Raw genomic sequence first — 22,486 nt, forward strand, 5'->3', positions numbered from 1 at the left:
CAAAACATTGCACATTCACATCTTAGGTATTTGCGGAACATTCATGGGCGGACTCGCCGTGATTGCACGGCAGTTGGGTCACCAAGTCAGCGGTTCCGATCAAAACGTTTATCCGCCGATGAGCACACAGTTGGAACAGCAAGGCATCGTGTTGATGGAAGGCTATCGGGCGGAAAACCTGGACGGCAAACCCGACTTGGTGATTATCGGCAATGCCTTGTCGCGCGGCAATCCTGAAGTCGAGGCGGTGCTAAACAGGGGGCTCAGATACGTATCGGGTCCGCAATGGCTGGCGGAGCATGTGTTGCAGGACAAATGGGTGCTGGGCGTTGCCGGAACCCACGGTAAAACCACCACGACCAGCATGCTCAGCTGGATACTGGAGCACCAAGGTTTTAATCCGGGCTTTTTAATCGGCGGCATCCCGTTAAATTTCGGCATTTCGGCGCGGCTGGGCGAGTCCGATTTTTTTGTGATCGAAGCTGATGAGTACGATTCTGCGTTTTTCGACAAGCGCTCGAAGTTCGTCCACTACCGCCCCCGCACCGCGATCCTGAATAACCTGGAATACGACCATGCCGATATTTTTCCCGACCTGGATGCGATCAAAAAACAATTCCATCATCTGGTCAGGACGGTGCCCGGCGAGGGCCTGATTATCAGTCCCGAATGCGATGCCAATATCAATGACGTACTGGCGATGGGCTGCTGGACGCCGGTTGCCAAGACTTCGATTAATTCAGATGCTCAATGGAACGCGCAACTGATCAACAGCGACGGCAGCCGGTTTAATGTGCAGATGGACAACCAAGAGCAAGGTTGTGTCGAGTGGTCGCTGACCGGCGAGCATAATGTCTACAACGCGCTGTCTGCGATAGTTGCTGCAAAACACGTCGGCATCCTGCCCAAGGATGCGATAGCCGCGCTGGGGCGGTTTAAAAACGTCAAGCGCCGCATGGAAGTGATCGCCAGCATCAACGGCGTGACTATATACGATGACTTCGCTCATCACCCGACCGCGATACAAACGACGCTGGACGGCTTGCGCAAACAGGTGGGGCAGGAGCGCATCATCGCCATCGTCGAGCCGCGCTCGAATACCATGCGCTTGGGCGTACATACCAAAACACTGGCGGAATCCTTAGGCAATGCCGATATGGCTATCATCTACCAGCCGGAAGCAATGGGCTGGGACTTGGGCGAGCTGAAAAAATACGCCGGTAATATCGAAATCTGTTCATCGCTGGATGACATCATCAATAAGCTAAAATTCGAAGCGCGCTACGGCGGGCATTTCGTGTTGATGAGCAATGGCAGCTTCGGCGGCATTTATCAGCGCTTGCAGGATGAATTGAATTAACTTTTAAACATATAAAAAGATTCACCACGAAGACACGAAGAGCACGAACGACTGCACGGATGCAGGAGGTAGAGCAATGCAGGAGCAATTGCCGAGAAAATCAAAATATAAACTTCGTGTCTTCGTGGTGAAACATAATTACCCCAAACAAAAACATGCACATACAACAAGCCCTGCAAGTCCTGCTGAATAAACAAAATCTCAGTTCCGATGAAATGCGCGAGGTGATGCGGCAAATCATGAGCGGCAACGCCACCGATGCTCAAATCGGCGGCTTTTTAATCGCCTTGCGCTGCAAAGGCGAAACCATCGACGAAATCGCCGCCGCCGCCGAAGTGATGCGCGAACTGGCCGCCAAAGTGGCTGTAACAGGCGACCATGTCATCGACACCTGCGGCACCGGCGGCGACGGCGCGAACACCTTTAACATTTCCACTACCTGCGCCTTTGTCGTCGCCGCAGCGGGCGGACAGGTAGCCAAACACGGCAATCGCTCAGTGTCCAGCAGTTGCGGCAGCGCCGACTTGCTGGAAGCCGCCGGGGTAAACCTGGATTTAACGGCCGAGCAAGTCGCGCACTGCGTCAATGAAATCGGCGTCGGCTTCTTATTTGCGCCCAAACATCACGGTGCAATGAAACATACCAGCAATGCCCGTAAAGAAATGGGCGTCAGGACCCTGTTCAATCTGTTGGGCCCGTTATCCAATCCCGCCGGAGCGCCCAATCAGTTGATCGGCGTATTCGCCAAACAGTGGGTGGAGCCGCTGGCGCAGGCGTTAAAAAAACTCGGCAGCAAACATGTGCTGGTGGTTAGCGCCGACGATGGCTTGGATGAAATCAGCATTGCATCGCCTTCAACCATTGCCGAGCTTAAAGACGGTGAAGTGACCTGTTACACGATTACGCCGGAGCAATTCGGTTTTAAACGTGCCGGCCTGGCAGAATTGGCCGTTGATGGTGCCGCTTCCAGCTTAGTGATGGTAAAATCGGTGCTGGACAATAAAGCCGGAGCGGCCAGGGACATCGTGGCGCTCAATGCAGGCGCGGCAATTTACGCGGCCAATATCACCGATTCCTTAAGCGCCGGCATTGAAAAAGCCCAAGAGCTTATCGCCAACGGCGCGGCAAAAGCCAAATTCGATGCGTTGATCGCATATTCAAAAACTTCATAAAACGACTAGAAACCATGACCGATACGCCAGACATCTTAAAAAAAATCCTCGATAAAAAAGCCGAAGAAGTTGCCAGACGCAGACTGGGCATGACCATCGCCAATCTGGAAGAAATTGCCGGAGGCGTAGAAAGCCCACGCGGATTTTATAACGCCCTGCAAAGCAAGGTATTGGCTAAGAAACCGGCCATTATTGCAGAAATCAAAAAAGCCTCGCCGAGCAAAGGCGTAATCAGGGAAGATTTCCAACCGATCGCCATCGGCCAGGATTACGCGATGAATGGCGCGACCTGCCTGTCGGTATTAACCGATAAGGATTTTTTTCAGGGTTCGGAAGTCTACCTGCAAATGGTCAGGGAACGCTGCCCGCTGCCGGTGTTAAGAAAAGACTTCATGATCGACCCGTATCAAATCTATGAAGCCCGCGCCTTGGGCGCCGACTGCATATTGCTGATTGTCGCCGCGCTGGAAGACAGCCAAATGCACGAGCTGTCGGACATCGCAACCAAACTGGGCATGGATGTATTGGTGGAAGTTCATAATGCGGAAGAACTGCAAAGAGCGTTAACGCTGGACACCAAACTGATCGGGATCAACAACCGCAACCTGCGCACCTTTGAAACGTCATTGCAGACTACGTTGGATTTAAAAACGCAAGTCCCCGCAGACCGTTTAATCATTACCGAAAGCGGCATTCATACCCATGAAGACGTACAGCTGATGCTGGATAATGACATCTATACCTTCCTGGTTGGCGAAGTGTTTATGCGGGCGGAAAGTCCGGGGCAGAAGATGAGGGAGTTGTTTGGGTTGTAGGCAACCCCGATTGCCTGGTTCCAACGCCGTGCGCTCATCGTTATACACAAATCTTTAACAGCATGTCATGCCCCGGCAGGGATTCATACCGGGTGACGCATCTAATAATACTGGTGCATAACGACGGGCGTAGCTCATTGGAGAGACAAATAGTTTTACCGAGCGGCATTTTTCCAGATGCGCGAGGACTTGCTTTGCCGTGAAGGAGTATATCGCGGCTTAAATTTTTCGAAGCGGCGATAAGATGCAGAGGGTTTTCAAGGATGAAATAACCGTATAGTCGAATGCCCGGGTCCTGTTGTAAAAAACACCAAGAGTTTTAGCACGTATCCAACCCATGGTTTCCGGGTAGGTAAACAACGCAGCTTGTGGTTGGAAAGTACGGGTATCGTTGCAGCCTTTATGTGATGAAAGCTAGAGCTTCAGGTGGCTGAGTTCTCAAGATAGAGTTTGGGAGCCATCGAAAATTTAACCGGTTCGATAAGCTAGCGTCACTTTTAACCTGAAAACCGCAGTTAATCCACGAAACAACTGTTGATTTAGCCATTCACTCTTTGGGTGACGGGCTAAAGTTTCGTATCTCTTTGAAAAATTATATGCTTTTTGTGCCGCCTAGAGACGCCTGCTGTTGATTTTCGTGGACGAAAATGATTTTTCTAGGTTTAACCGCACTCTTGCCAATCAGGTAACTTTGAGTCTGACCATCGATCATTGAATTATGCGTTCATTTCCCTTTCTTTTGTTCCTGGTCTTGAGTTGGAGTCTCTCATCCGCGGCGTGGGGCGGCGATTGCATTGTTTCGCGCGCCGTTCTCGAAGATCGCAACGGTACATTGTCCATAGCGGAAGCCGCCCAGGCAACGTTTCTACCGTTCGACGCCATTCTATCCAAAGGTTATACCGATTCAGCCCACTGGCTGCGCATCGTGGTGCGGCCATGCGCCGATGGCGGCGAACTGGTGTTGCGTATCCGTCCCGCTTTTCTCGATGAAATAAAACTTTACGAACCTGAACCCGCTGTTCCGGGCGGATGGAAAACCCGCGTCACCGGCGACCGCACATCCTACTTGGCGCGTGAAAGGGCATCGGTGGTATTGGGTTTTGCGATCAAACCGGTCAAGCCGGAAGGCGTCTATTACTTACGGCTCAAAACCACCAGCTCATCGATTCTCAATGTGGAAGCGCTTGAACCGCATCAAGCCCAGATCAAGGATATGTGGCTCAGCATGTATCAAACGGGATACCTGGGCTTCATGTTATCGTTGCTGATCTGGGCTATCAACAACTATGTTTCCAGCCGTCAACGCGTGATAGCCTGGTTCATCCTTCACCAAGTTACCTATCTTTTCCATAGCTTTGCACTGATGGGTTGGCTCGCACCGCTGCTCGCGGCCGATCCTTCCGGTCCGGTTGATAAACTGACCAGCCTTATCATATGGGCGAACGTCTTCTTCGCCGCGATATTCCATCGCATGCTGCTCACTCCTTTTGCGCCTTTGCGTCTCGCCATGTGGGGACTCGATGCCATTATTCTGGTGATTTTGGGCGCATTGGCGATCATGGTTTCCGGGTACACACGCCTTGCGTTGCATATCATTGCCCTGATGGTTACCCTGGCTACTCCCATGCTTGTCGTTCTGGCCTTTAGCGCCCGCCAGGAAGCTGCTCCCGGTCGCCGCATCCTGCGTACGATATACAGCTTGCTGGCCGTTTCGATGCTCATAGGCCTACTACCTTTACTGGGTTGGGTCAAAGCCATCGAGTGGAATCTGCATACCATGTCGGTGAACGGATTCATCTCTGCCTGTCTGATGTTCGCGCTGCTGCATCTTCGCTCCCGCCAGCTGCTGCGCGATGGCGAACAGGCTGTGCTGAAGCTGGCATTAATCCGGCAGCAGCTTAACATGGAACGAACCCAGCGTGAGGTGCAAAACCGCTTCATGTCCATGCTCAACCATGAACTCAAAATGCCGTTGTCGGTCATCCGCATGACTTTGGGAATGAAAGAAGTCAGCGGCACCGTCAAGAAACACGCCCAGCAGTCCGTGCAGGATGTGGATGCCGTCATCGAGCGCTGCCTGCAAGCGGATCAACTGGAGCAACGTCAGCTTATTCCTGAGCGACAATCTTGCCGGGTAGACACGATGCTCGCCGAACTGCGTACAGCCAGCGCAACGCCGCAACGGCTGGTGATTCAGTTCGGAGTACTGCCGACAGTCGATACCGACCCTCAGCTGCTGCGCATTGCCTTGGGTAACCTGATCGACAACGCGCTCAAATACGCCGAACCGCAAAGCGCCGTGTATATCAATGCCAGCCTGCTTGAACATCAAGGCCGACAGGGCATTCTCAACAGCATTGCCAATGCGCCCGGCACGACCGACATGCCCGACCCGCAGCGCGTGTTCGACAAGTATTACCGAGGTCCCGGCGCCCAAGGCAAGACCGGTTCCGGGCTTGGCCTGTACCTGGTGCGTAGCGTGACCGAATTGCTTGGCGGCTGGATCCGCTATTGCCCGTCTGAAAACGAAGTAAGGTTCGAATTATGGATACCCTGCTAAACATCGTTGTCGTGGAAGACCACGATGCCCTACGTGAAGTCACCGTCGAAGCGTTATCCAACATGGGACATAACGCGGTTGGCGCAAATTGCGCAGAAGCCCTGAATGACGAAGTCGGCGCATTCCCCATTGACCTGATGGTGATCGACCTCAACCTGCCGGGCGAAGATGGCATCAGCCTCGCGCGCCGCCTTCGTGCAGCACAACCTGGGATTGGCATCATCATGGTGACCGCACGCAATCAGATCAACGAAAAACTGTCCGGCTATGAAAGCGGCGCCGACCTTTACCTGACCAAACCTACCTCGGTGGAAGAGCTCGGCGCCGCCGTACAAGCCCTAGCAAGACGGATGAAACGTCACGAACAGGCACAGCCTGATTTTCTGCTGAATCTTGGCGCCTTGTTTTTGCAAGGCCCTCAGGACGGCGTCAGCCTTTCCGCCCATGAAGCCGCGATGCTGTCGGTCTTAGCCCGCGCGCCGGGCCACCGGCTGGAATCCTGGCAGTTGATCGAATTATCAGGCAAAGCGGAGGCTGATTTCAGTAAAAGCACATTGGAAGTCCAGATCGTCCGTTTGCGCAAAAAGCTCATGCAAGCGGGCGCCGTCAATCAACCCATCAAGGCTGTACGTGGGCAGGGCTATCAGTTATGTATCAAAGTGACCGTGGCATAACGCAACATTTTCTCGTTCGACGGTAAAAAGATGCCTCAAACAACGTTCATATAAAGTTCTCAAAGGATTTCATCGTAACTGTACTTGGCTTGCTGCGATAAAAAGAATTGCTGCGGCAAACCCGGTGGATGGGCGACTTTCTGTAGGCTTTCGTAGGGTTTCTTTTTTTTGATTGGTTATAGTCCACGTTAGGCCATCTCCGATGGCCTATATAGTTCTTAGGATGCGGTAAACGAAGTGAACCGCATCGTTCGCGATTGATGCTGTTCGTACCTCACCGCATCCTACGAGCTTTTAATGATTGCGTTTGAAATCAAGTCTGACCGCGTTGATCACCGGGGCGACAGTAACGCAGCACATCGGAAAGTAAATCTAACCCTGCACTCAAGCCGACCGGCCTGACGACCGTCGGGTTAGCTCCACAATAAACATCTATTAAAGTAAAGGAGAGTTTCATGACTCAGAACATTATTATTGTCATTCCAGGCACAACCGGAAGCACGCTGTTTGATCCCGCGGGAAACGAGGTCTGGACGACCGAAGTGTTCAAAAATCTGCAGGAGGCGGCCAGTTTGCTGGAGCAGACCGACTTGACCGTAGGCAGCATCTCAGCGGCCTATACGCCGCTTATCACTGCGCTTGCGACGAAGTCCGGAACCTCGATTCCACCGATCTACGTGACTTCCAATTCGACATACGATCCCAACCCGTTTCCCACTACTACCGAGGATGTGGTGGTTGGCTTCGGGTACGACTGGCGGCAGAACAATAATACCTCTGCGCAATCTCTCGCCACCCTGTTGAGTGTGCTTTTTTCGACCTATAGCGCCAATACGCCCAAGTTTTGGATCGTCGCCCACAGCATGGGCGGCCTGATTTCGCGCTACGTTTGGGAAAGTGGGCTGGCAGCATCGCAAAACTTTGCCGGGATCACGCCGAATCTTATCACCTTGGGGACGCCGCATCTTGGCGCACCGCTGGCCTTGGCTGCGATCACAGATGAGATTCCGTCACTCATCCTGGCACTGATCGGCATACCGGGTACGCAGATTCAAGAGTTTGTCGACGATACCGCTTATCCGTCCACCTTCGAACTGTTGCCACCCCCAGGCTACAATTTTATTACCGATGTCAATAAAACAAGCATTACGTACAGCGTGTTTGATCCGACGATCATCAGTGCTCTCGAAAGCGGGTACGGAGTGGGGGCTGCCGATTTTACCGCGCCGGAAGGATTCTTCAGCAAGCTGAGCCAGAATCCAACGATCTGGACGAACAATCTCTATCTGATTTGGGGCAACGACTTGGACACCACTATTGCGTATAACTACGATGGAACCCAACCAGTGGGCCAGCAGCTTTCCCGTCCGGGCACGATCAACTTGAAAGGTGACATGGTCGTACCATACTGGAGCGCGTCGTTCTCAACCTGGACCCACGGCGAGGCCGGCAATACCTATGTGGCGGCATTCGTTGATCACATCAACCTGCCGAAAAATCCGGGTGTGCAGAATCAGGTGACCAGTTGGATTTATCCATAGTAAGTAACCGACGGTAGCCATTGACGATTTTGTTTCAGAAGATCCTGCGGGCAGCCGACAGCGTCTCGCAGGACGCCTTTCGTCTGAATCAAAGGAGCCAGAGCGGCGAGCGGGCGTGGTGACGGGACTTCGCCCGTTACCTCTCCCACACTACCGGACATGCGGTTTTTCGCATCCGGCGATTGAAACCTGCGACTTAAACGGCTGCAAAATCCGTTGGCAACCATAAGCATCAACGCCGCAGTCGGGCATTGTTTAACACGGTTTGCAATATATGGAGCTGGGCGCTTTGCGCCAAGCGAGTCGCTGGCTTGCTTCAAGTGGTTTTAACCAGCCCTCGCCGGCGAGGCCGGAAATATTTGCGCATGCGTCGACGCATCCAGCTTTACAAAGCCGGACGGGGCATGTTGCCCCGTCCGAAACGTTTGGTATTGGTTCAGTGCAACTGTATAGTTCAGTCGTTAAAGAAACGTTAGGGCCGGGGTTTTAAACCCCGGCCATTATTGCGGAAATCAAAAAAGCTTCGCCTAGCAAAGGCGTGATCAGGGAAGATTTCCAACCGATCGCGATCGGCCAGGATTACGCGATGAATGGCGCGGCCTGTCTGTCGGTATTAATCTATAAGGAGTTTTTCCAAGGTTCGGAAGTTTATCTGCAAATGGTCAGGGAACGCTGCCCGTTGTCGGTGCTAAGGAAAGACTTCATGATCGCCCCTTATCAAATCTATGAAGCCCGCGCCCTGGGTGCCGACTGCGTATTACTATCGTCGCCGCATTGGAAGACGGCCAAATGCACGAGCTGTCAGACACCGCAACCAAACTGGGCATGGATGTATTGGTGGAGGTTCACAATGCGGAAGAACTGCAAAGAGCGCTAACGCTGGACACCAAACTGATCGGCATCAACAACCGCAACCTGCGTACCTTTGAAACCTCATTGCAGACCATCTTGGATTTAAAAACCGATATCCCCGCAGACCGCTTGGTCATCACCGAAAGCGGTATTCATACCCATGAAGACGTGCTGTTTTTATCATTCCCACGCTCCAGCGTCGTCTTTACCATAAATCCATATCTATCAAGCCCTCCAGCCCCGCATAATTAGCGGCACTCGAATAACGCCAATGTTCCGCTAAGCTGACGTAACCACGCTTCACAGGATTGCCATGAATATAATCCAATTTCTCCCGCATCATCGCTTCACTAAAGACCAGTTCAGCATGAACGCCTTCTTGCCAGAACTGATATTCCCGGTCTGCTTTATGCGCTCGTTTAAAAAAACGTAAATGCGCTAATAATCGTTCAACGCGCTTTGCCTGCAAATGGTCGATTATCTGTCGGGCGGTATATGACTTGAAGCTAGTCACGCATTTGCTCAAGTCTTTCGCTTGAGCTATAAAATGTAAATGGTTTTCAAGGATAACGTAGCCGTAGAGTCGTAAGCCCTCGTGTTCTCTTTGGTAACGCCAACAATCGAGTATGATTTGTACGGTTTCAGGGCGGGTGAAAACCGGCAACCATTCCAATACCGTACAGGTCATGAAATGTGGCCTGTCGGGTTCGGTTATTGTATAGCGGCTTCTTCCCATAATGGTCGTAAGTTCTTATATTTACTGAAACGGGACGCTGGAGCGTCCCGGACTGCATTCCCACGCTGGAGCGTGGGAATGATGTGCGTTGGCGATGCGAACCTGTCTTAATGCCCAGCCATCCCCGTATCCCGCTTTTTAAACTGAATCACCTGCATCATCCCCATATCCTCATGAGACAACAAATGACAATGCAACACCGTTTTGCCGTCGAAATCTTCATAACGGGTCAGGATGGTTTGCGGCTGGCCGTATTTCACCAGTAGGCTGTCGCGCCACAGGGTTTCCGTGTTGCCGAGCGGGTCGGTGCGGGTGGTTTGGAAGTCGTTGGTGTGGATGTGGAAGACGTGGTTCCGGGTCGGATCGGCGGAACTGACGATCCAGCTGTCGGTGCCGGTTTGCGGGCCGTTACTGTCTTCAGGCGCTTTTGCCAGTTCTTCGGCATTGGGGCGTAGCTCCAAAACGCGCGGCTGGTTGGCATCGAAAACATGACCGTTCACCTGGAATCCTATCGGATAGCAGGGGGTTTTGTCCCTGTCCGGGTTGCAGGCGATGCCGCCATCGTTGCCGCCTAACGGTTGATCGCGGTTAAACGTGGCGATTTGGTTGTATTTGACATTGCTGTCCTTGATGTCGGTATAAGGATACAGTTTAGCCATTTCTTCGTTGGTCGGCAGGCCGGTGTCTGCAACCGGTTCGCCTTCCACTTCGACCCAGGCGACTACATAGTCGGTAAAGCTCGCCGTGGACGGGTCCAAGCGGCCGCTGATATAGGTGTCGGCGGCCAGTTTGTAACGGCCGGGCGTTTTGTTCGCTTGCACCAGTATGTCGCTGCGGCTGCCCGGTATTAACTCTACGGCCTGTCTTTTCAGCTTGAAGGTTTTCTCCTGATCCCAATCGCCGGTGCAGCAGTAGTCCTTTTGTTCCCAGTTGTTCACCCAGGTGTCCACTTGGCTCAAGTAATTACCGTCCACGGCGATTTCGTGCAAGTCGTGCTTTTCCAGAGTGAGTTGGGCGGTGCGGTTAAATGAGCTGTCGATAAAACGCCAGCGTTGAACTTCGCCGGGACGCATTTTTATGGTCGGCGCAATTTGTCCGTTGACCAGCAGGTAGCGGTTTCGTACAAAAGCCCGGTCATCGCCCAAGGCCAGGAAATCGTTTACCTTTCCGGTGTCGTCGTAGGGAAGGGTTTGCAGCATGAAGATTTTTTCATTGGCGTTGGCTTTCATGATCGATTCGGGCGTTTTGACGGGATCGTCCTCGACGATGATCGCGCCTTCCATGCCGCTGCCCACTTGGACGCCGGTGGAACCATGCACATGGGGGTGATACCAATATGTGCCGGGGCCATGGGTTTTCGGGATGTTAATGGTGATTTGCCTGGGGTTGGCGCTTAGGCTGCTATTTTTAGAATTCTTATAGGGAACCGGCGGCACCATGACCAGAATATTGTCGGCATCGCCGCTGGGCGAAACGTGCATGCCGTGGGTGTGCAGGTTGGTGCAATTGAATTTATCGGGCAGCGGCGATCCGCCGAATGCATCGTGGGGATTGTTGCAAAGCTGTTCCGGCGTTAATTTGCCGGTCTGGCCCAAGGCGTTGTTGAGGGTGATGTTCAGCGTATCGCCGGGTTTGACGCGCAGGGTCGGCCCAACCAGTTTGCCGTTGTAGGAACGCAGGGTAACGCCGCAACCGGCGATTTTGGTTTTGGCAGGCTCGGTAAAAACGACGTTCAGTTTGGCGGTGAGTTGGCCGTTAACCGACTTGATTTCTTCAGGTGCTGCGTAGGCTTGGCCGCCGTAAGTTTTGAGGTCGGTTTCCTGGTATATGCAGGCCGGGTCGGACGGTGTGTCGGTGGTATCGGCCAGGATCGGCATTGAGTGTAGGCCGGCGATCAGGGCGATAAGTGCGGTGCGAGTGGCTGTGAAATAGAACATGGTTATCTCCTGATTCAGTGAGGCTTGATGGGTGGGCAATTACGCTCAGCAGCATCAGTAGCGGCAACGGTCTCTTTGGTGCGTTCGTTGTGGCAGGAAGGACAACCGGGTGCGGCGCATTTTACGCATTGCGTCGGCACGCCTGGATAATTCGCGTCGTACTCACCGGTGGGGCAAGCGTGACCGGTGCCTTGAGGCGTTGCAGTGGCGGTTGGCGATGGATCGGCCATCGCTGTTCCCATCAGCAGGGCAAGCGTAACCGTTAGAATGACAGTTTTGAGGTTGAGCATAGTGAGGTGAGCCTCTTTATTATGTGTGCGGTGGAGATTAAGGGTGTCGCTTTAATTATGTCGCGGTTCGTCGAGCGGTTTTATCAAGTTGGCCGCTATGAAAGCCTGTTTGGTACTTAAGATTCACGAATGATAGGAATTCCAAGAGGGCTTTTAGCCCAGCCGAATGATGCGCTTCGGGTGAAATGTTAGCCTCTTTCAATGCAAAGTAAATCTGGAAGGGCGCTGCATTCTAACGGAAAAAGTGAGTCTGGCAAACGTTTAAATCTTGTTCATGATAAGAGAATGGAGCCAATCATTAACATCAACGAACTAAATACCTTAGAACAAGGTGGAACGGATTTTAATCGTTGGTCAAGAACTCGCCTTTCCGATTGCCGGCAGCAAGGACAAGAAAATCTATCCTTATGAAGGTATAATGCCGTTTTATGCAAAACCCATTGGACCGGATCGATGACAGGACCGCTGAACAATTGCAAAAAGAACGCTCTAAATCATTTAGAACCATTAATGAACAAGACTAAAAAATCGGCTGAGTTATTGGGATTTATTGACCCCTTTTTCAGGCTCATTTATCTGTTGGCAAATACGGCCATTCTAAAGTTGTCGGCGTCGGTTCCGGGCATTTCCGGTGTAAAAATGTTTCTCACTGCCCGGTAAAGTTGCAAAACATGAATGCCGCAAATCCCATTGGTGTTTTCGATTCAGGTGTTGGCGGGTTGTCCGTCCTGCACGAGATTCGCAGGGCGCTGCCGGGGGAGGATTTGTTGTATGTGGCGGACTCGGCCCATGCGCCGTACGGCGATAAATCCCAGCAGTTTATCGAGAATCGGTCGATTGCCATTACCGAGTTTTTGGTGAGCCGGAACGCCAAGGCCATCGTCGTTGCCTGCAACACGGCAACCGGCGCGGCGATAACAACGTTGCGCTCAAGGTTCTCCATGCCGATTATTGCGATGGAGCCTGCCGTCAAACCGGCGTCAGAGAATTCCAAATCAGGCGTTATCGGTGTTCTGGCGACCAGCCGGACCTTGGCTAGCGATAATTTTGTGAAGTTGTTTGCGCGATACGGCGCGGATGTCGAGATATTGGGTCAGGCGTGTCCCGGACTGGTTGAGCAAGTGGAAGCGGGCGATCTGTCGGGCGATAAGACCCGGATATTGCTTGAGCGATATGTGCTGCCATTGCTGGAGCGGGGGGCGGATACGCTGGTGCTGGGCTGTACGCATTATCCGTTCTTGGCGCCGCTGATACGGCAGATAGCCGGACCCGGGGTGACTGTCATAGATTCCGCTGCCGCCGTTGCGCGGCAACTTCGCCGTCGGCTGGAAGTTGTCGATCTGTTGGCGGATGGGGCCAGGGTCGGGGGGGAATCCTGCTGGACCAGCGGTGTAGTGGATAAAGCGCTGCCGCTGTTTGCTCAGTTATGGAAGGCGGACGTCGAGGTGTGTGCTTTGCCAACATACGCAGGAGGTAGTGAGTAGGATGTGCTGAGGTACGAAGCGCATCAATCGCGAAAGATGCGCTTCACTTTGTTCAGCACATCCTACGTACTACCTAGTCGGCGTTTCCGGAAAACACCTTCGATCCGCCGGAAACGCCACCTCGCGCTACGCTTGGGTGGTCTTATTCCGGCCTACGCCGATTTGATCAAAACTATTCACCTGCCGGTGCTCGGCTTGCGGGTCTGGTGAGCTGTCTCGGGTCAGCCAGATGGTTTCAAAACCGGCGGCTTTGGCCGCATCCAGTTCTTCTTTAATATCCGATAAAAACAACAGCTGGTTCGCCGGTATGGCAAGCTGTCCGGCTATGTTGTCATAGGATTGTTGTTCTTTCTTGCCGCCGATATGGGTATCGAAATAACCGGAAAATAACGGCGTTAAATCGCCGTATTCGGTATGCGCGAACAGCAGTTTTTGCGCGTAAACCGAACCGGAAGAATAAATGTATAAATCCAGTCCTTCAGTTTTCCAGGCTTTGAGGCTTGCTGCGGCATCGGGATACAGATGACCCTTGAAGTCGCCTTGCCGGTAACCGGCTTCCCAGATCAGGCCTTGCAATGATTTTAACGGCGTGACTTTTTTGTCTTCGTCCAGCCACTGGATCAATTGGGTTATGATTTGCTCGGTAGATAATTCTGAACCGGCTTCTTTACAGACATCTGCCAGCAGCGGCTTAACTTGCGGGTCGTCTGCATGATTGCGGACATAGTCGGCCAGGTTTGCCCGCGCATAGGGAAACAGCACATCCTTAACAAATAAAATCGATGAGGTCGTGCCTTCGATGTCGGTGACGATGGCTTTAATCATGACAACTCGGCAACGTATTGATCAAGGGTAGGGAAGGATTTGGCAATGTCGCTGCCGGTAAAGTCGGCCACCCAGCCGTCCGGCGTGGTGAATAAGCGGATGCATTTAAACCGGGGATTTTCGCCCATATCAAACCAGTGCGTGGTGTTGGCCGGTACGCTGATTAAATCGCCTTGTTCGCATAATATGCCATACACTTTATCGGCGACGTGCAGGTAAAACAGGCCGCGACCTTCGATAAAAAAGCGCACTTCAAAATCGGCATGGATGTGCTCGGACAGAAACTTCTGCCGGAACACGGCTTTGTCGGGATGATCGGGATTTAAGCTGATCACATCAACAGACTGAAAAGCGTATTGCTGTTTCAGGCGCTCGATGGAATCGCTGTAGGCGGCAAGCACGGTGTTCTGGTCGGCATCGGCGGCTAGTTCGCAGTTGGCCGTCCAGCGTTCGAACTGTACGCCGATGGCACCCAGCCGGGCCTGGATGGCGGAAAAATCGGTGGCTGTTTCGCCTAACTGAGGCTGATTGTCGGGGTAAACGGTTAATGCGCTCATCGTCTTTTGACTCCATGCAGTCGTAATTCACAATCGAATAAAAATTCCAGCGCCTCAAGATGACGCAACGTTTCCTGTACCGAACTGCCCCAGGTATAAAGCCCGTGCCCGGCAATGATGTAGGCATAAATGGCGCCGTGTTTGTCCATATACTGTTCCACTTGTTCGGCCAGACGGGGGATATTCTGGTCGTTGGCAAAAATAGGTATAACAACCCGGCTTTCGTGGGTGTCAATACCGGCCAAGGCTTTTAACAATTCATAATCTTCCAGCACGATTTCGGATTTGAACAGCCGTGAGGTCAGCGTGGCATTAATCGAATGCGGGTGCAATACCGACTGAACGGCCGGAAACCGTTTATAGAGTGAGGTATGCAATGCCGTTTCCGCTGATGGCTTTTTTCCATCCAGGGAGTTGGCATCGGCATCGATTAGCATGATATCGTCCAGTTGCAAACGACCTTTGTGCTTGCCGGAAACGGTAATGGCAATGGTACCGTCAGGCAAGCGTGCGGAAAAATTACCGCTGGTTGCAGGCACCCAGCCTTTACTGTCGATAAATTGACCGGCATCAATCAGCTGATTGGCCAGCATCAAAAAGTCTTCGTTATACGTCATGTCGGTTAATGGTTGTGGGAGTTAAACGTTTCGGACGGGGTTGCAAACCCCGTCCGGCATAGAAAATCTTATTTAATCATAATTATCAGCGTCATCAGCGTTCTATTTTTGACTGTTGAGCAGTTACTAACGTTTTATGCTTTGAGCTGATGCGGATGGGATATTTTCCACTCCGTCGGCGCTCGCCATTCATTCACCCAATCGGCAAGATCGGATGCGGGCATCGGTTTGGCAATGCCGTAGCCTTGCGCATGATGACAGCCCATTTGCAAAAGAGCGCTGCCGTGTTCGATCGATTCCACGCCCTCGGCGATGACTTGTCGCCGGAAAGATTCGGCCAAACCGATAACGCCTTGCACGATAGCTAAATCATCCTCATTTTCCAGCATATTTCGCACGAAAGTTTGGTCGATTTTAAGTGTTTCCGCAGGCAGATGTTTGAGATAGCTCAGCGATGAATAGCCCGTTCCGAAATCATCCAGCGCAAATTGTACGCCCAATGTTTGACAGTCTTTAATAACCTGGGAGGTCAGAGATAAGTCGAGTAACGCCTGGGTTTCCAGTATTTCCAGCTCAAAATGAGCCGGTTTGATAGAGGGATGGCGTTCAAATGCATAATAGAGTTGCAGGATAAAATCGTCGGTTTGCAGCGATCTGGCGGTGACGTTGACGCTGATCTGGAGTTGAAGCCCCTGACTCTGCCAGTTTTCCATGTGCTGCAAGGCCTTGTCGATAACCCAGGCATCGAGCCGGGTTATAATGTCATGATTTTCAAGCAGCGGCAGAAAATCGCCCGGCATGACCAGGCCGCGTTCAGGATGTCGCCAGCGTATCAACGCTTCCGCTCCAAACACGATGCCTTGTTGCATGTCGACTTTGGGCTGGAAAAAAAGTTCGAATTCCTCGTTTTCAAACGCTTGTTCAATGCGGTTTAGCGCCTCGCGATGCGAATGGAGTTGACGATCCAGTTCCAGGTTGTAAATATGGAAACAGTTTTTGCCCTCTTGTTTGGCCTGATACATGGCCTGATCGGCATGCCGCAACAGCGTATCCGGGTCGGTGTTATCTTCGGGGAAAATACTGATGCCAATACTGGCGGATACCGAAACGGCCTGGTTTTTCAAGGAAACAGGCTCGCTGATGACTTCCAGCAGACGGTGCAACGTGGTTTCGCAGTCTTCAACCTTTTCCAGACCCAGTAATAAAAACACGAATTCATCGCCGCCTAAACGGGCGATGGTATCGCCTTCGCGCAGCGCGTTTTTAATGCGCAGGGCAACTTCGATCAGCAGCTGGTCGCCCGCTTCATGGCCCAGTCTATCGTTGACCGGTTTAAAACCGTCCAGGTCCAGATAACCCACCGCCATTAAACAATTATCGCGTTTGGTTTGGGCAAAGGCCAGATGCATACGATCCGCCAATAGAATCCGGTTGGGCACACCGGTGAGCGGGTCGTAGTGAGCCATGAGCTCCAGCTTCCGTTCTTGTTCTTTAAGCTGGGTAATATCCGAAGAGGTGCCGATGTAATGGGTTATTTTGCCCTGCTGATCGGCAACCGCGGAAATGGTGAGCCATTCGGCAAAGATTTCCCCGCCTTTCTTACGGTTCCAAACTTCGCCGCGCCAGTAGCCCTGCCGGTTGATGGCCCGCCACATGTTTTCATAGAAGCTGGTATCGTGAAGTCCCGATTTAAGCAAACTTGGCTTTTTGCCCAATATTTCGTCTCGCGAATAGCCCGTTATGCTGCCGAACGCCGGGTTCATATCAATAATGTTACGCTGTGCATCGGTAATCAGGATGCCTTCCTGCGTGCTGGCAAAAACGCTGGCGGCCATACGCTGTTCTTCTTGAACCTGTTTCCGTTTGCTGATGTCGCGTCGTAAACGCATATTCCAGGTGACAATAAAAGCAAGCAGCGACAGTGCCGCCGCGGCATAAAGCAGAACGGTTTCAGTTTTTACACCGGGCTCATATTTCAAACTCATCCAACGATTCTGGATAGCGTCTTTTTCAGCCTGGGGGATGTCGGCCAGTGCTTTGGCAAGTAAGGATGCCAGCTCGGGATTAAGCCGGGTGGCGGCCATGCGATGGTAACTTTTGTAAGTGGTATCCCCGGAAAAACCGAGATTAAGCATGCCCTCTCTTTTAATCGCGTAGTGGGTTGAAGCGGCATCGCCAATATAGGCATCCGCTTTGCCGCTGCTGACCAGATTCAAGGCATCGTGAATATTTTCGGCCGGAACCAGTTGTATTTCAGGATGGTCATGCATGAGCAGTTCTTGCATGAAGTAGCCTCTTTCCAGCGTCACCTGCTTGCCGTTGAGATGATCCAGCGTACCGATAAATCCGTTATTACTATCGTTGATAATGATGGCGGGGGTGTTTAGATAGGCTTCCGTGAAAAATAAATAGCGCTCACGTTCGGGCGTTTTGTTGGCGTTGGCGATCATATCCAACTCGCCGCGTTGCGCCATTTCCAGCATTTCAGCCCAGGATTTATCCTTCACTATGTCAAGTTTTACGCCCAGCCGCTGTTCGATCAAGGCAATATAGTCGGCGCTCAGGCCGACGTAATTGCCGTTGGCGTCTATCCATTCGTACGGCGCAAAATCGCGGTCTATGCCGACGCGAATAACCGGGTGCGCCTGCAACCAGGCCTGTTCCTCCGGGGCGAAATCAAGCTTGCCGTGCTTTTCCTGGAGGTAAATAAAGCCTTCCAGATGATCTATTGAATTGATAAGGCCCAGTTGCCGATAAGTGTCGGCGATGCGTTGAAAACGCTTGGTGTCGGTGTGGCCGATGGGGACGGTCTCCGGCAAAATCATCTTTACCGTTTCCTGCGCTTCAAAGCGCAAGTGCTCGGCAGAAAGCCGGTTGCCGGGATTGTATTGACTGAGAATGATCCTGATCAGTTCGTCCTGATGTTTGAGCGCATAATCCCAGCCTTTGAGCGAAGCGCGCAGGAAACGCCGAACTCTTTCCGGATGCCGGTTTATCTCCTGTTCGGTGGTGAACAGGTTGTCGCCCAGAAAATCGATGCCGTAGTTGCGAGGATCGATGATGTTGATTTCGACGCCTTTGTTTTTGAAGTAATCAATCTGGTCGGTGAGATAGCTGACCATCGCATCGGTTTTGCCGTTGATCAGGTCGTCGGGGTTGAAGGAGTTATCCAAATGGGTAAATTCATCGGTAGAAATACCCGTTTCATAAAGCATGGCGAGCAGCGGAGCATTGTCATAACTGTCCTCCATGACCCGTTTGCCTCTAAGCTCGTAGGGGCTGACGATGCCGGAATTTTTTAAGGTAAGGTACACCAGCGGGCTATGCTGGAAAATGGAGGCCAAAACCACGACCGGCTTGCCGACCAGCCGTTGTTCCAGCAGGCCGGTATCGGCTACGCCGTATTGGGACTGGTCTTTTAGAACTTGCTCAATGTTATTGATGCCGGGAATACGCTCACGGATAGTGACATCCAGCTTTTCTTCAGCGTAAAAGCCTTTTTCCTTTGCCGCGTAGTAGCCGGCAAACTGGAATGAATGTAGCCACTTGAGTTGCAATGAAACTTTTTCGGAAGGCTGTGCAAGTTCCGCTAATAAAGGTGATGAACAGAGCGCCAGGTACAATAAAGCAGCCAACCGGAACAAGGGCATAAGCATCAGTGTGTGAAAATGTGTAATTCTAGCATTTTGGCATCGGCATGTAGGTTTGTAATTTAGCACTTACGATAAAAGTTTATCGCCACGAAGACACGAAGGACACGAAGTTTTGTTTTCTTCGTGATAAATAAAAGACTTTTAAGCGTTTGTCGACCCCTATTCAGCGCTTAACCTATATTTGGGTTCTGATGCCGTTTGCGAGCAATGAAAACCGACCTCAGTCTTTTATAAATATTGATTTTAAATCAAATACACCTATAGTTGCCTGACAAAAATAACCAACCTTTAGAGAGTATATATGCAACATTTTCGTCTTTCTTTTTTCGTCACCGCAGTCTGTTTAGCGGCAGCATTTTATTGGGGGGGAATAATGGGGGCTTTTATCGCCATTATTCTCGGAGTTCTCGAAGTCAGTTTATCATTTGATAATGCGGTTGTTAACGCATCAATTCTAAAGCGTATGGATGACCGCTGGCAGAAGTACTTTTTGACCTGGGGGATTTTGATTGCCGTTTTCGGCATGCGCCTGCTGTTTCCTATCGTGATTGTTTCGGCGGCCACCGGTATCGACTTTATGGGCGTCACCGAGATGGCGCTAAAAGACACTGCGACTTATGCCAAACATTTAGACGCGTCGCATGTACAAATTGCGGCATTCGGCGGCATGTTCCTGCTGATGGTGTTTTATTCGTTCATCTTTGATGAAACCAAGGAGTTGCATTGGCTGGGCTACATAGAAGAAAAAATGTCCTCATTCGGAAAGCTCGAAGCGATTGAAATTATCATGGCATTAGGGCCGCTGTTAATCATCCAAAACTACCTGCCGCAGGAAATCCGTTTGGATGCGCTGGTTGCAGGCGTCACAGGGGTTATCTTGTTTGTTATCGTGGATAGTTTAGCGGCCTTGTTCGAGCATGAGGAAGAAGGCGAAGAGGTTGTCGCGGTGCTTAAAAAAAGCGGCATGATGAGCTTTATTTATCTGGAAGTGCTGGATGCGTCGTTTTCATTTGACGGCGTGATCGGCGCGTTTGCGATTACCCAGGATGTGGTCATTATCATGCTGGGTTTGGCTATCGGCGCGATGTTTGTGCGAAGCCTGACCGTCTATCTGGTGCGGAAAGGCACGCTGGATGAATATGTGTTTCTGGAGCATGGCGCTCATTATGCGATCGGGGTGCTGGCGGGCATTATGCTGGTTAGCATGACCCATCATATCCCTGAGGTCATCACCGGCTTGACCGGGGCTGTATTGATAGCCTTATCGGTGATTTCATCGATTCGTTACAAAAAACGGGCAGCCTGATTGCCGGAAACGCCGGTTCTTGCTGATGCTCGAACCGGCTCATTCCTGGCTACGCTCAATAATTAATCTTCCAATTGCTGAATACCATCCAGGTACCATTTGGGCTGGATGCTGACTTTCGGTTTAATAAAATGCCAGACTTCCCTGACTTGCGCCGCTTGGGCATTGCCGTCTTCGCGCATGATGGTGTCAAACAGCACCACGGCTTCAAGTTCCGAGCCGACTTCCCTGACTTCCAGTAGTTCCGCCTCCAGTCTTAGTATTTCAGTGCGGTTTGCCGCATCGGATGCCTTCAGCTGATCCTGGATTTCGGCAAAGACTTTGTCTGTTGTCAGTCCGCGGATTTCGGCAAGATCGCGTTCATCCCAGGCTTTTTGCAGTTCGGTAAAGGCTATCTTGGCTCCGCTAAGGAAAGCCTGTTGGTCGAAGTCTTTGGGAACAACGGCGCTTGCGAATCCCGCATCCTGCTGTACCGGCTGGGCGTAAGACGGCGTAGCGTTGTTGTCTTTTTTGAACAGGATGTCGGTGTCAAAACCGGCGGGATTAGCTTGAGTCGGTTCAGGCTCATGGTCGCTTGAAGCCGTATCCTGATAGCTGTTATCAGCCGTCCGGTTATAGACAGGCCGCTGTGCAGCCCCCGCTTTTTTGGCGGCAAACCATTTGTAAAGCAAGAAGGCAATCCCGCCAAAAATCAGCATATCCGTAAAGTTGATGCCCTGAAAGCCGCCGCCAAAGAACAGCGAGCCTAATAGCCCGCCCAGCGCCAAACCGCCCAGCATGCCCATTAAGCCACTACGATTGGCTCTGGAAGGTGTGGCGGCCGGGTTCGGCGTAGCGGCTTGTTGCTGGTTGGCAGGGCGAGCGGGTGGGGTTACCGAGCGTTGATACGGCGCGCTGTAGGAGGACCGGCCGCCAAAAGAGCTGCCGCCGCCGAAACGTTTGGCATCCGCGTCCGACATCCCGCCTAATGTTAAGGAAAGACCGATTAATAAAGTAGCAATAATTCCGGTATATTTGTTCATATGCTCGCAAGTTTAGTAAGTTGAATCATGCCGACTATTCCTGTCATGCACGCTTCGGGGCGATGTTTGTTGCTTCAGGCAACAAGTCTGGTTCTTGTATTATTGGGGTGGATAATTAAACAACAAGTTGTTAATTGCTTTTTAATAGCATAGCATTGTGAGTATGTTTTCAGCACTACGCAAATTTCTCTTTATTTTTCTGGCAATACTGCAATTGATTGCACCGTTGGTGCATGCGCATGCCGGAGAGAAAGTTTCAGACTTGGGCCTGCATGTCCCTGGCCTTGAAATGTATGGCGTTAAACATGATGCCCTGATGTCTCAGGCAGTCAATTATGATTTCAATTCTGACGGGATCATAGTGGGTGTCGATGCCGGCATGAAAGACGGACAAGATAATGCCGTGGTAGATTTGGATGACAATCACTATCTGCATCAACGGAGCGCACTATTTAAAACCGCGCTATCGCCTTTCGATACTAATTTTTCTCCGCAACCGGCGCAGTTTGTTTGCCGGTTGCTTATCCCCTCGCTATCCCCTCGCGCGCCTCCCGCTCAATAAGCCTTCTTTTATTCCATGGAGGCGTGATTTATTGTGTCTCTACACTAAACTGCATTGAGCTTATTCCCATTATTCGGGAATAGAATAACGGCGACATAAAATGATCTACACAATAATCAAAGTTATTGCTACAAGTCTGCTTATCGTGGCGATATCGGAACTATCGAAGCGAAGTTCATTGATTGGCGCTTTATTTGCCTCAATGCCGCTCATATCTGTTTTAGCGATACTCTGGCTTTACATTGATACCAAGGATGTTGCGAAAGTGTCTGATTTGGCAACGGGTGTTTTTTGGCTGGTTATTCCCTCCCTGGCTTTTTTTGTCAGCTTACCTATTTTGCTAAAGAATGGCGTTAATTTTTATCTGAGTCTGGGACTTTCAATGTCAGTGACGGCCGGATGCTATTTCTTAATGACCCAAATATTGATGCGTTATGGTATTAAATTATAAGTATCGAAACGTTACCTTGGCCCACCGCTACGCCAGGTATTCCTTTGCCACCTGCATCCATGCAGTCGTATG

General features: G+C 51.5%; 20 protein-coding genes and 1 pseudogene. 13 read left to right on the forward strand and 8 right to left on the reverse strand.

Annotation, left to right across the window (positions count from 1 at the left end):
- Positions 1–7: 7 nt before the first annotated feature.
- From mpl to METTU_RS09670, 7 genes and pseudogenes are all read left to right on the forward strand, one after another.
- Complete coding sequence (gene mpl / locus METTU_RS09640) at positions 8–1,360, forward strand: UDP-N-acetylmuramate:L-alanyl-gamma-D-glutamyl-meso-diaminopimelate ligase (RefSeq protein ID WP_006891264.1); 1,353 nt, start codon at positions 8–10, stop codon at positions 1,358–1,360.
- 155 nt (positions 1,361–1,515) lie between these two features.
- On the forward strand, positions 1,516–2,532 hold the full coding sequence (gene trpD / locus METTU_RS09645) for an anthranilate phosphoribosyltransferase (RefSeq protein WP_006891265.1): 1,017 nt from the start codon (positions 1,516–1,518) through the stop codon (positions 2,530–2,532).
- A gap of 14 nt (positions 2,533–2,546) precedes the next feature.
- Positions 2,547–3,347 (forward strand): indole-3-glycerol phosphate synthase TrpC, encoded by an 801-nt coding sequence (trpC, locus tag METTU_RS09650; RefSeq protein WP_006891266.1) that lies wholly within the window; start codon positions 2,547–2,549, stop codon positions 3,345–3,347.
- Positions 3,348–4,065: 718 nt separating this feature from the next.
- Entirely contained in the window at positions 4,066–5,907 is a 1,842-nt protein-coding gene (locus METTU_RS09655; protein WP_006891267.1) for a sensor histidine kinase, read from the forward strand.
- The gene (locus tag METTU_RS09660; protein ID WP_006891268.1) at positions 5,892–6,581 is read left to right on the forward strand and encodes a response regulator transcription factor; all 690 of its coding nucleotides are present in this window, start codon (positions 5,892–5,894) and stop codon (positions 6,579–6,581) included. The genes METTU_RS09655 and METTU_RS09660 overlap by 16 nt, the downstream gene beginning before the upstream one ends.
- A 455-nt stretch (positions 6,582–7,036) precedes the next feature.
- Positions 7,037–8,122 carry a lipase family alpha/beta hydrolase gene (locus METTU_RS09665; RefSeq protein WP_006891269.1) on the forward strand — a complete coding sequence of 362 codons (1,086 nt, stop codon included), beginning with the start codon at positions 7,037–7,039 and terminating at the stop codon, positions 8,120–8,122.
- 493 nt (positions 8,123–8,615) lie between these two features.
- Positions 8,616–9,145: pseudogene (locus METTU_RS09670) on the forward strand (indole-3-glycerol phosphate synthase TrpC); the annotation flags it as partial.
- Between the two features lie 34 nt (positions 9,146–9,179).
- Here METTU_RS09670 and METTU_RS09675 read toward each other — a convergent pair.
- The 3 genes from METTU_RS09675 to METTU_RS23185 all read right to left on the reverse strand — a co-directional run bounded on the left by METTU_RS09675 (position 9,180) and on the right by METTU_RS23185 (position 11,937).
- Positions 9,180–9,710: an REP-associated tyrosine transposase gene (locus METTU_RS09675; RefSeq protein ID WP_006891270.1), complete on the reverse strand. Its 531-nt coding sequence runs from the start codon at positions 9,708–9,710 to the stop codon at positions 9,180–9,182.
- 107 nt (positions 9,711–9,817) lie between these two features.
- The gene (locus tag METTU_RS09680) at positions 9,818–11,647 is read right to left on the reverse strand and encodes a multicopper oxidase family protein (protein WP_006891271.1); all 1,830 of its coding nucleotides are present in this window, start codon (positions 11,645–11,647) and stop codon (positions 9,818–9,820) included.
- A 14-nt stretch (positions 11,648–11,661) separates the two neighbouring features.
- Positions 11,662–11,937, reverse strand: a complete 276-nt coding sequence (locus tag METTU_RS23185; protein WP_006891272.1) for a hypothetical protein — start codon at positions 11,935–11,937, stop codon at positions 11,662–11,664.
- 201 nt (positions 11,938–12,138) lie between these two features.
- Between METTU_RS23185 and METTU_RS23190 the strand changes: the two genes are divergently transcribed.
- From METTU_RS23190 to murI, 3 genes are all read left to right on the forward strand, one after another.
- Positions 12,139–12,348 (forward strand): hypothetical protein, encoded by a 210-nt coding sequence (locus tag METTU_RS23190; RefSeq protein ID WP_150107770.1) that lies wholly within the window; start codon positions 12,139–12,141, stop codon positions 12,346–12,348.
- Positions 12,349–12,447: 99 nt separating this feature from the next.
- Positions 12,448–12,597: a hypothetical protein gene (locus METTU_RS23635; RefSeq protein WP_169624885.1), complete on the forward strand. Its 150-nt coding sequence runs from the start codon at positions 12,448–12,450 to the stop codon at positions 12,595–12,597.
- A gap of 11 nt (positions 12,598–12,608) precedes the next feature.
- Entirely contained in the window at positions 12,609–13,421 is an 813-nt protein-coding gene (gene murI, locus METTU_RS09690) for a glutamate racemase (RefSeq protein WP_006891276.1), read from the forward strand.
- Positions 13,422–13,547: 126 nt separating this feature from the next.
- Here the strand turns inward: murI and mtnC are convergent, their stop codons facing one another.
- The 4 genes from mtnC to METTU_RS21755 form a co-directional block, all read right to left on the reverse strand.
- A complete protein-coding gene (mtnC, locus tag METTU_RS09695; RefSeq protein WP_006891277.1) occupies positions 13,548–14,246 on the reverse strand; it encodes an acireductone synthase in 699 nt (232 codons plus the stop codon).
- Positions 14,243–14,803: a 1,2-dihydroxy-3-keto-5-methylthiopentene dioxygenase gene (locus METTU_RS09700; RefSeq protein WP_006891278.1), complete on the reverse strand. Its 561-nt coding sequence runs from the start codon at positions 14,801–14,803 to the stop codon at positions 14,243–14,245. The genes mtnC and METTU_RS09700 overlap by 4 nt, the downstream gene beginning before the upstream one ends.
- Entirely contained in the window at positions 14,800–15,420 is a 621-nt protein-coding gene (locus tag METTU_RS09705) for a methylthioribulose 1-phosphate dehydratase (RefSeq protein WP_006891279.1), read from the reverse strand. Before METTU_RS09705 ends, METTU_RS09700 begins: the two co-directional genes overlap by 4 nt.
- Before the next feature lie 134 nt (positions 15,421–15,554).
- A complete protein-coding gene (locus METTU_RS21755; protein ID WP_050897746.1) occupies positions 15,555–19,076 on the reverse strand; it encodes an EAL domain-containing protein in 3,522 nt (1,173 codons plus the stop codon).
- A 298-nt stretch (positions 19,077–19,374) separates the two neighbouring features.
- Here METTU_RS21755 and METTU_RS09715 point away from each other — a divergent pair, with 298 nt between their 5' ends.
- Positions 19,375–20,379 carry a DUF475 domain-containing protein gene (locus METTU_RS09715; RefSeq protein ID WP_006891281.1) on the forward strand — a complete coding sequence of 335 codons (1,005 nt, stop codon included), beginning with the start codon at positions 19,375–19,377 and terminating at the stop codon, positions 20,377–20,379.
- A gap of 62 nt (positions 20,380–20,441) precedes the next feature.
- Here METTU_RS09715 and METTU_RS09720 read toward each other — a convergent pair whose 3' ends face one another.
- The gene (locus METTU_RS09720) at positions 20,442–21,401 is read right to left on the reverse strand and encodes a Tim44 domain-containing protein (protein ID WP_006891284.1); all 960 of its coding nucleotides are present in this window, start codon (positions 21,399–21,401) and stop codon (positions 20,442–20,444) included.
- A 163-nt stretch (positions 21,402–21,564) separates the two neighbouring features.
- On the opposite strand from METTU_RS09720, the gene METTU_RS09725 reads away from it, so the two are divergent.
- Positions 21,565–21,963, forward strand: coding sequence for a hypothetical protein (locus METTU_RS09725; RefSeq protein ID WP_006891290.1), 399 nt, complete (start codon positions 21,565–21,567; stop codon positions 21,961–21,963).
- A gap of 100 nt (positions 21,964–22,063) precedes the next feature.
- Complete coding sequence (locus METTU_RS09730; RefSeq protein WP_006891291.1) at positions 22,064–22,414, forward strand: DUF3147 family protein; 351 nt, start codon at positions 22,064–22,066, stop codon at positions 22,412–22,414.
- Positions 22,415–22,486 lie beyond the last annotated feature (72 nt).

The sequence above is a fragment of the Methylobacter tundripaludum SV96 genome (assembly GCF_000190755.2).
Lineage (GTDB): Bacteria > Pseudomonadota > Gammaproteobacteria > Methylococcales > Methylomonadaceae > Methylobacter_A > Methylobacter_A tundripaludum.

Bases quoted from the DNA above. Each gene is read 5' to 3' on its own strand.
- trpD (WP_006891265.1), top strand. From the start codon at position 1,516: ATGCACATACAACAAGCCCTGCAAGTCCTGCTGAATAAACAAAATCTC.
- trpC (WP_006891266.1), top strand. From the start codon at position 2,547: ATGACCGATACGCCAGACATCTTAAAAAAAATCCTCGATAAAAAAGCC.
- METTU_RS09655 (WP_006891267.1), top strand. From the start codon at position 4,066: ATGCGTTCATTTCCCTTTCTTTTGTTCCTGGTCTTGAGTTGGAGTCTC.
- METTU_RS09660 (WP_006891268.1), top strand. From the start codon at position 5,892: ATGGATACCCTGCTAAACATCGTTGTCGTGGAAGACCACGATGCCCTA.
- METTU_RS09665 (WP_006891269.1), top strand. From the start codon at position 7,037: ATGACTCAGAACATTATTATTGTCATTCCAGGCACAACCGGAAGCACG.
- METTU_RS09675 (WP_006891270.1), bottom strand. From the start codon at position 9,710: ATGGGAAGAAGCCGCTATACAATAACCGAACCCGACAGGCCACATTTC.
- METTU_RS09680 (WP_006891271.1), bottom strand. From the start codon at position 11,647: ATGTTCTATTTCACAGCCACTCGCACCGCACTTATCGCCCTGATCGCC.
- METTU_RS23185 (WP_006891272.1), bottom strand. From the start codon at position 11,937: ATGCTCAACCTCAAAACTGTCATTCTAACGGTTACGCTTGCCCTGCTG.
- METTU_RS23190 (WP_150107770.1), top strand. From the start codon at position 12,139: ATGCAAAGTAAATCTGGAAGGGCGCTGCATTCTAACGGAAAAAGTGAG.
- METTU_RS23635 (WP_169624885.1), top strand. From the start codon at position 12,448: ATGAACAAGACTAAAAAATCGGCTGAGTTATTGGGATTTATTGACCCC.
- murI (WP_006891276.1), top strand. From the start codon at position 12,609: ATGAATGCCGCAAATCCCATTGGTGTTTTCGATTCAGGTGTTGGCGGG.
- mtnC (WP_006891277.1), bottom strand. From the start codon at position 14,246: ATGATTAAAGCCATCGTCACCGACATCGAAGGCACGACCTCATCGATT.
- METTU_RS09700 (WP_006891278.1), bottom strand. From the start codon at position 14,803: ATGAGCGCATTAACCGTTTACCCCGACAATCAGCCTCAGTTAGGCGAA.
- METTU_RS09705 (WP_006891279.1), bottom strand. From the start codon at position 15,420: ATGACGTATAACGAAGACTTTTTGATGCTGGCCAATCAGCTGATTGAT.
- METTU_RS21755 (WP_050897746.1), bottom strand. From the start codon at position 19,076: ATGCTTATGCCCTTGTTCCGGTTGGCTGCTTTATTGTACCTGGCGCTC.
- METTU_RS09715 (WP_006891281.1), top strand. From the start codon at position 19,375: ATGCAACATTTTCGTCTTTCTTTTTTCGTCACCGCAGTCTGTTTAGCG.
- METTU_RS09720 (WP_006891284.1), bottom strand. From the start codon at position 21,401: ATGAACAAATATACCGGAATTATTGCTACTTTATTAATCGGTCTTTCC.
- METTU_RS09725 (WP_006891290.1), top strand. From the start codon at position 21,565: ATGTTTTCAGCACTACGCAAATTTCTCTTTATTTTTCTGGCAATACTG.
- METTU_RS09730 (WP_006891291.1), top strand. From the start codon at position 22,064: ATGATCTACACAATAATCAAAGTTATTGCTACAAGTCTGCTTATCGTG.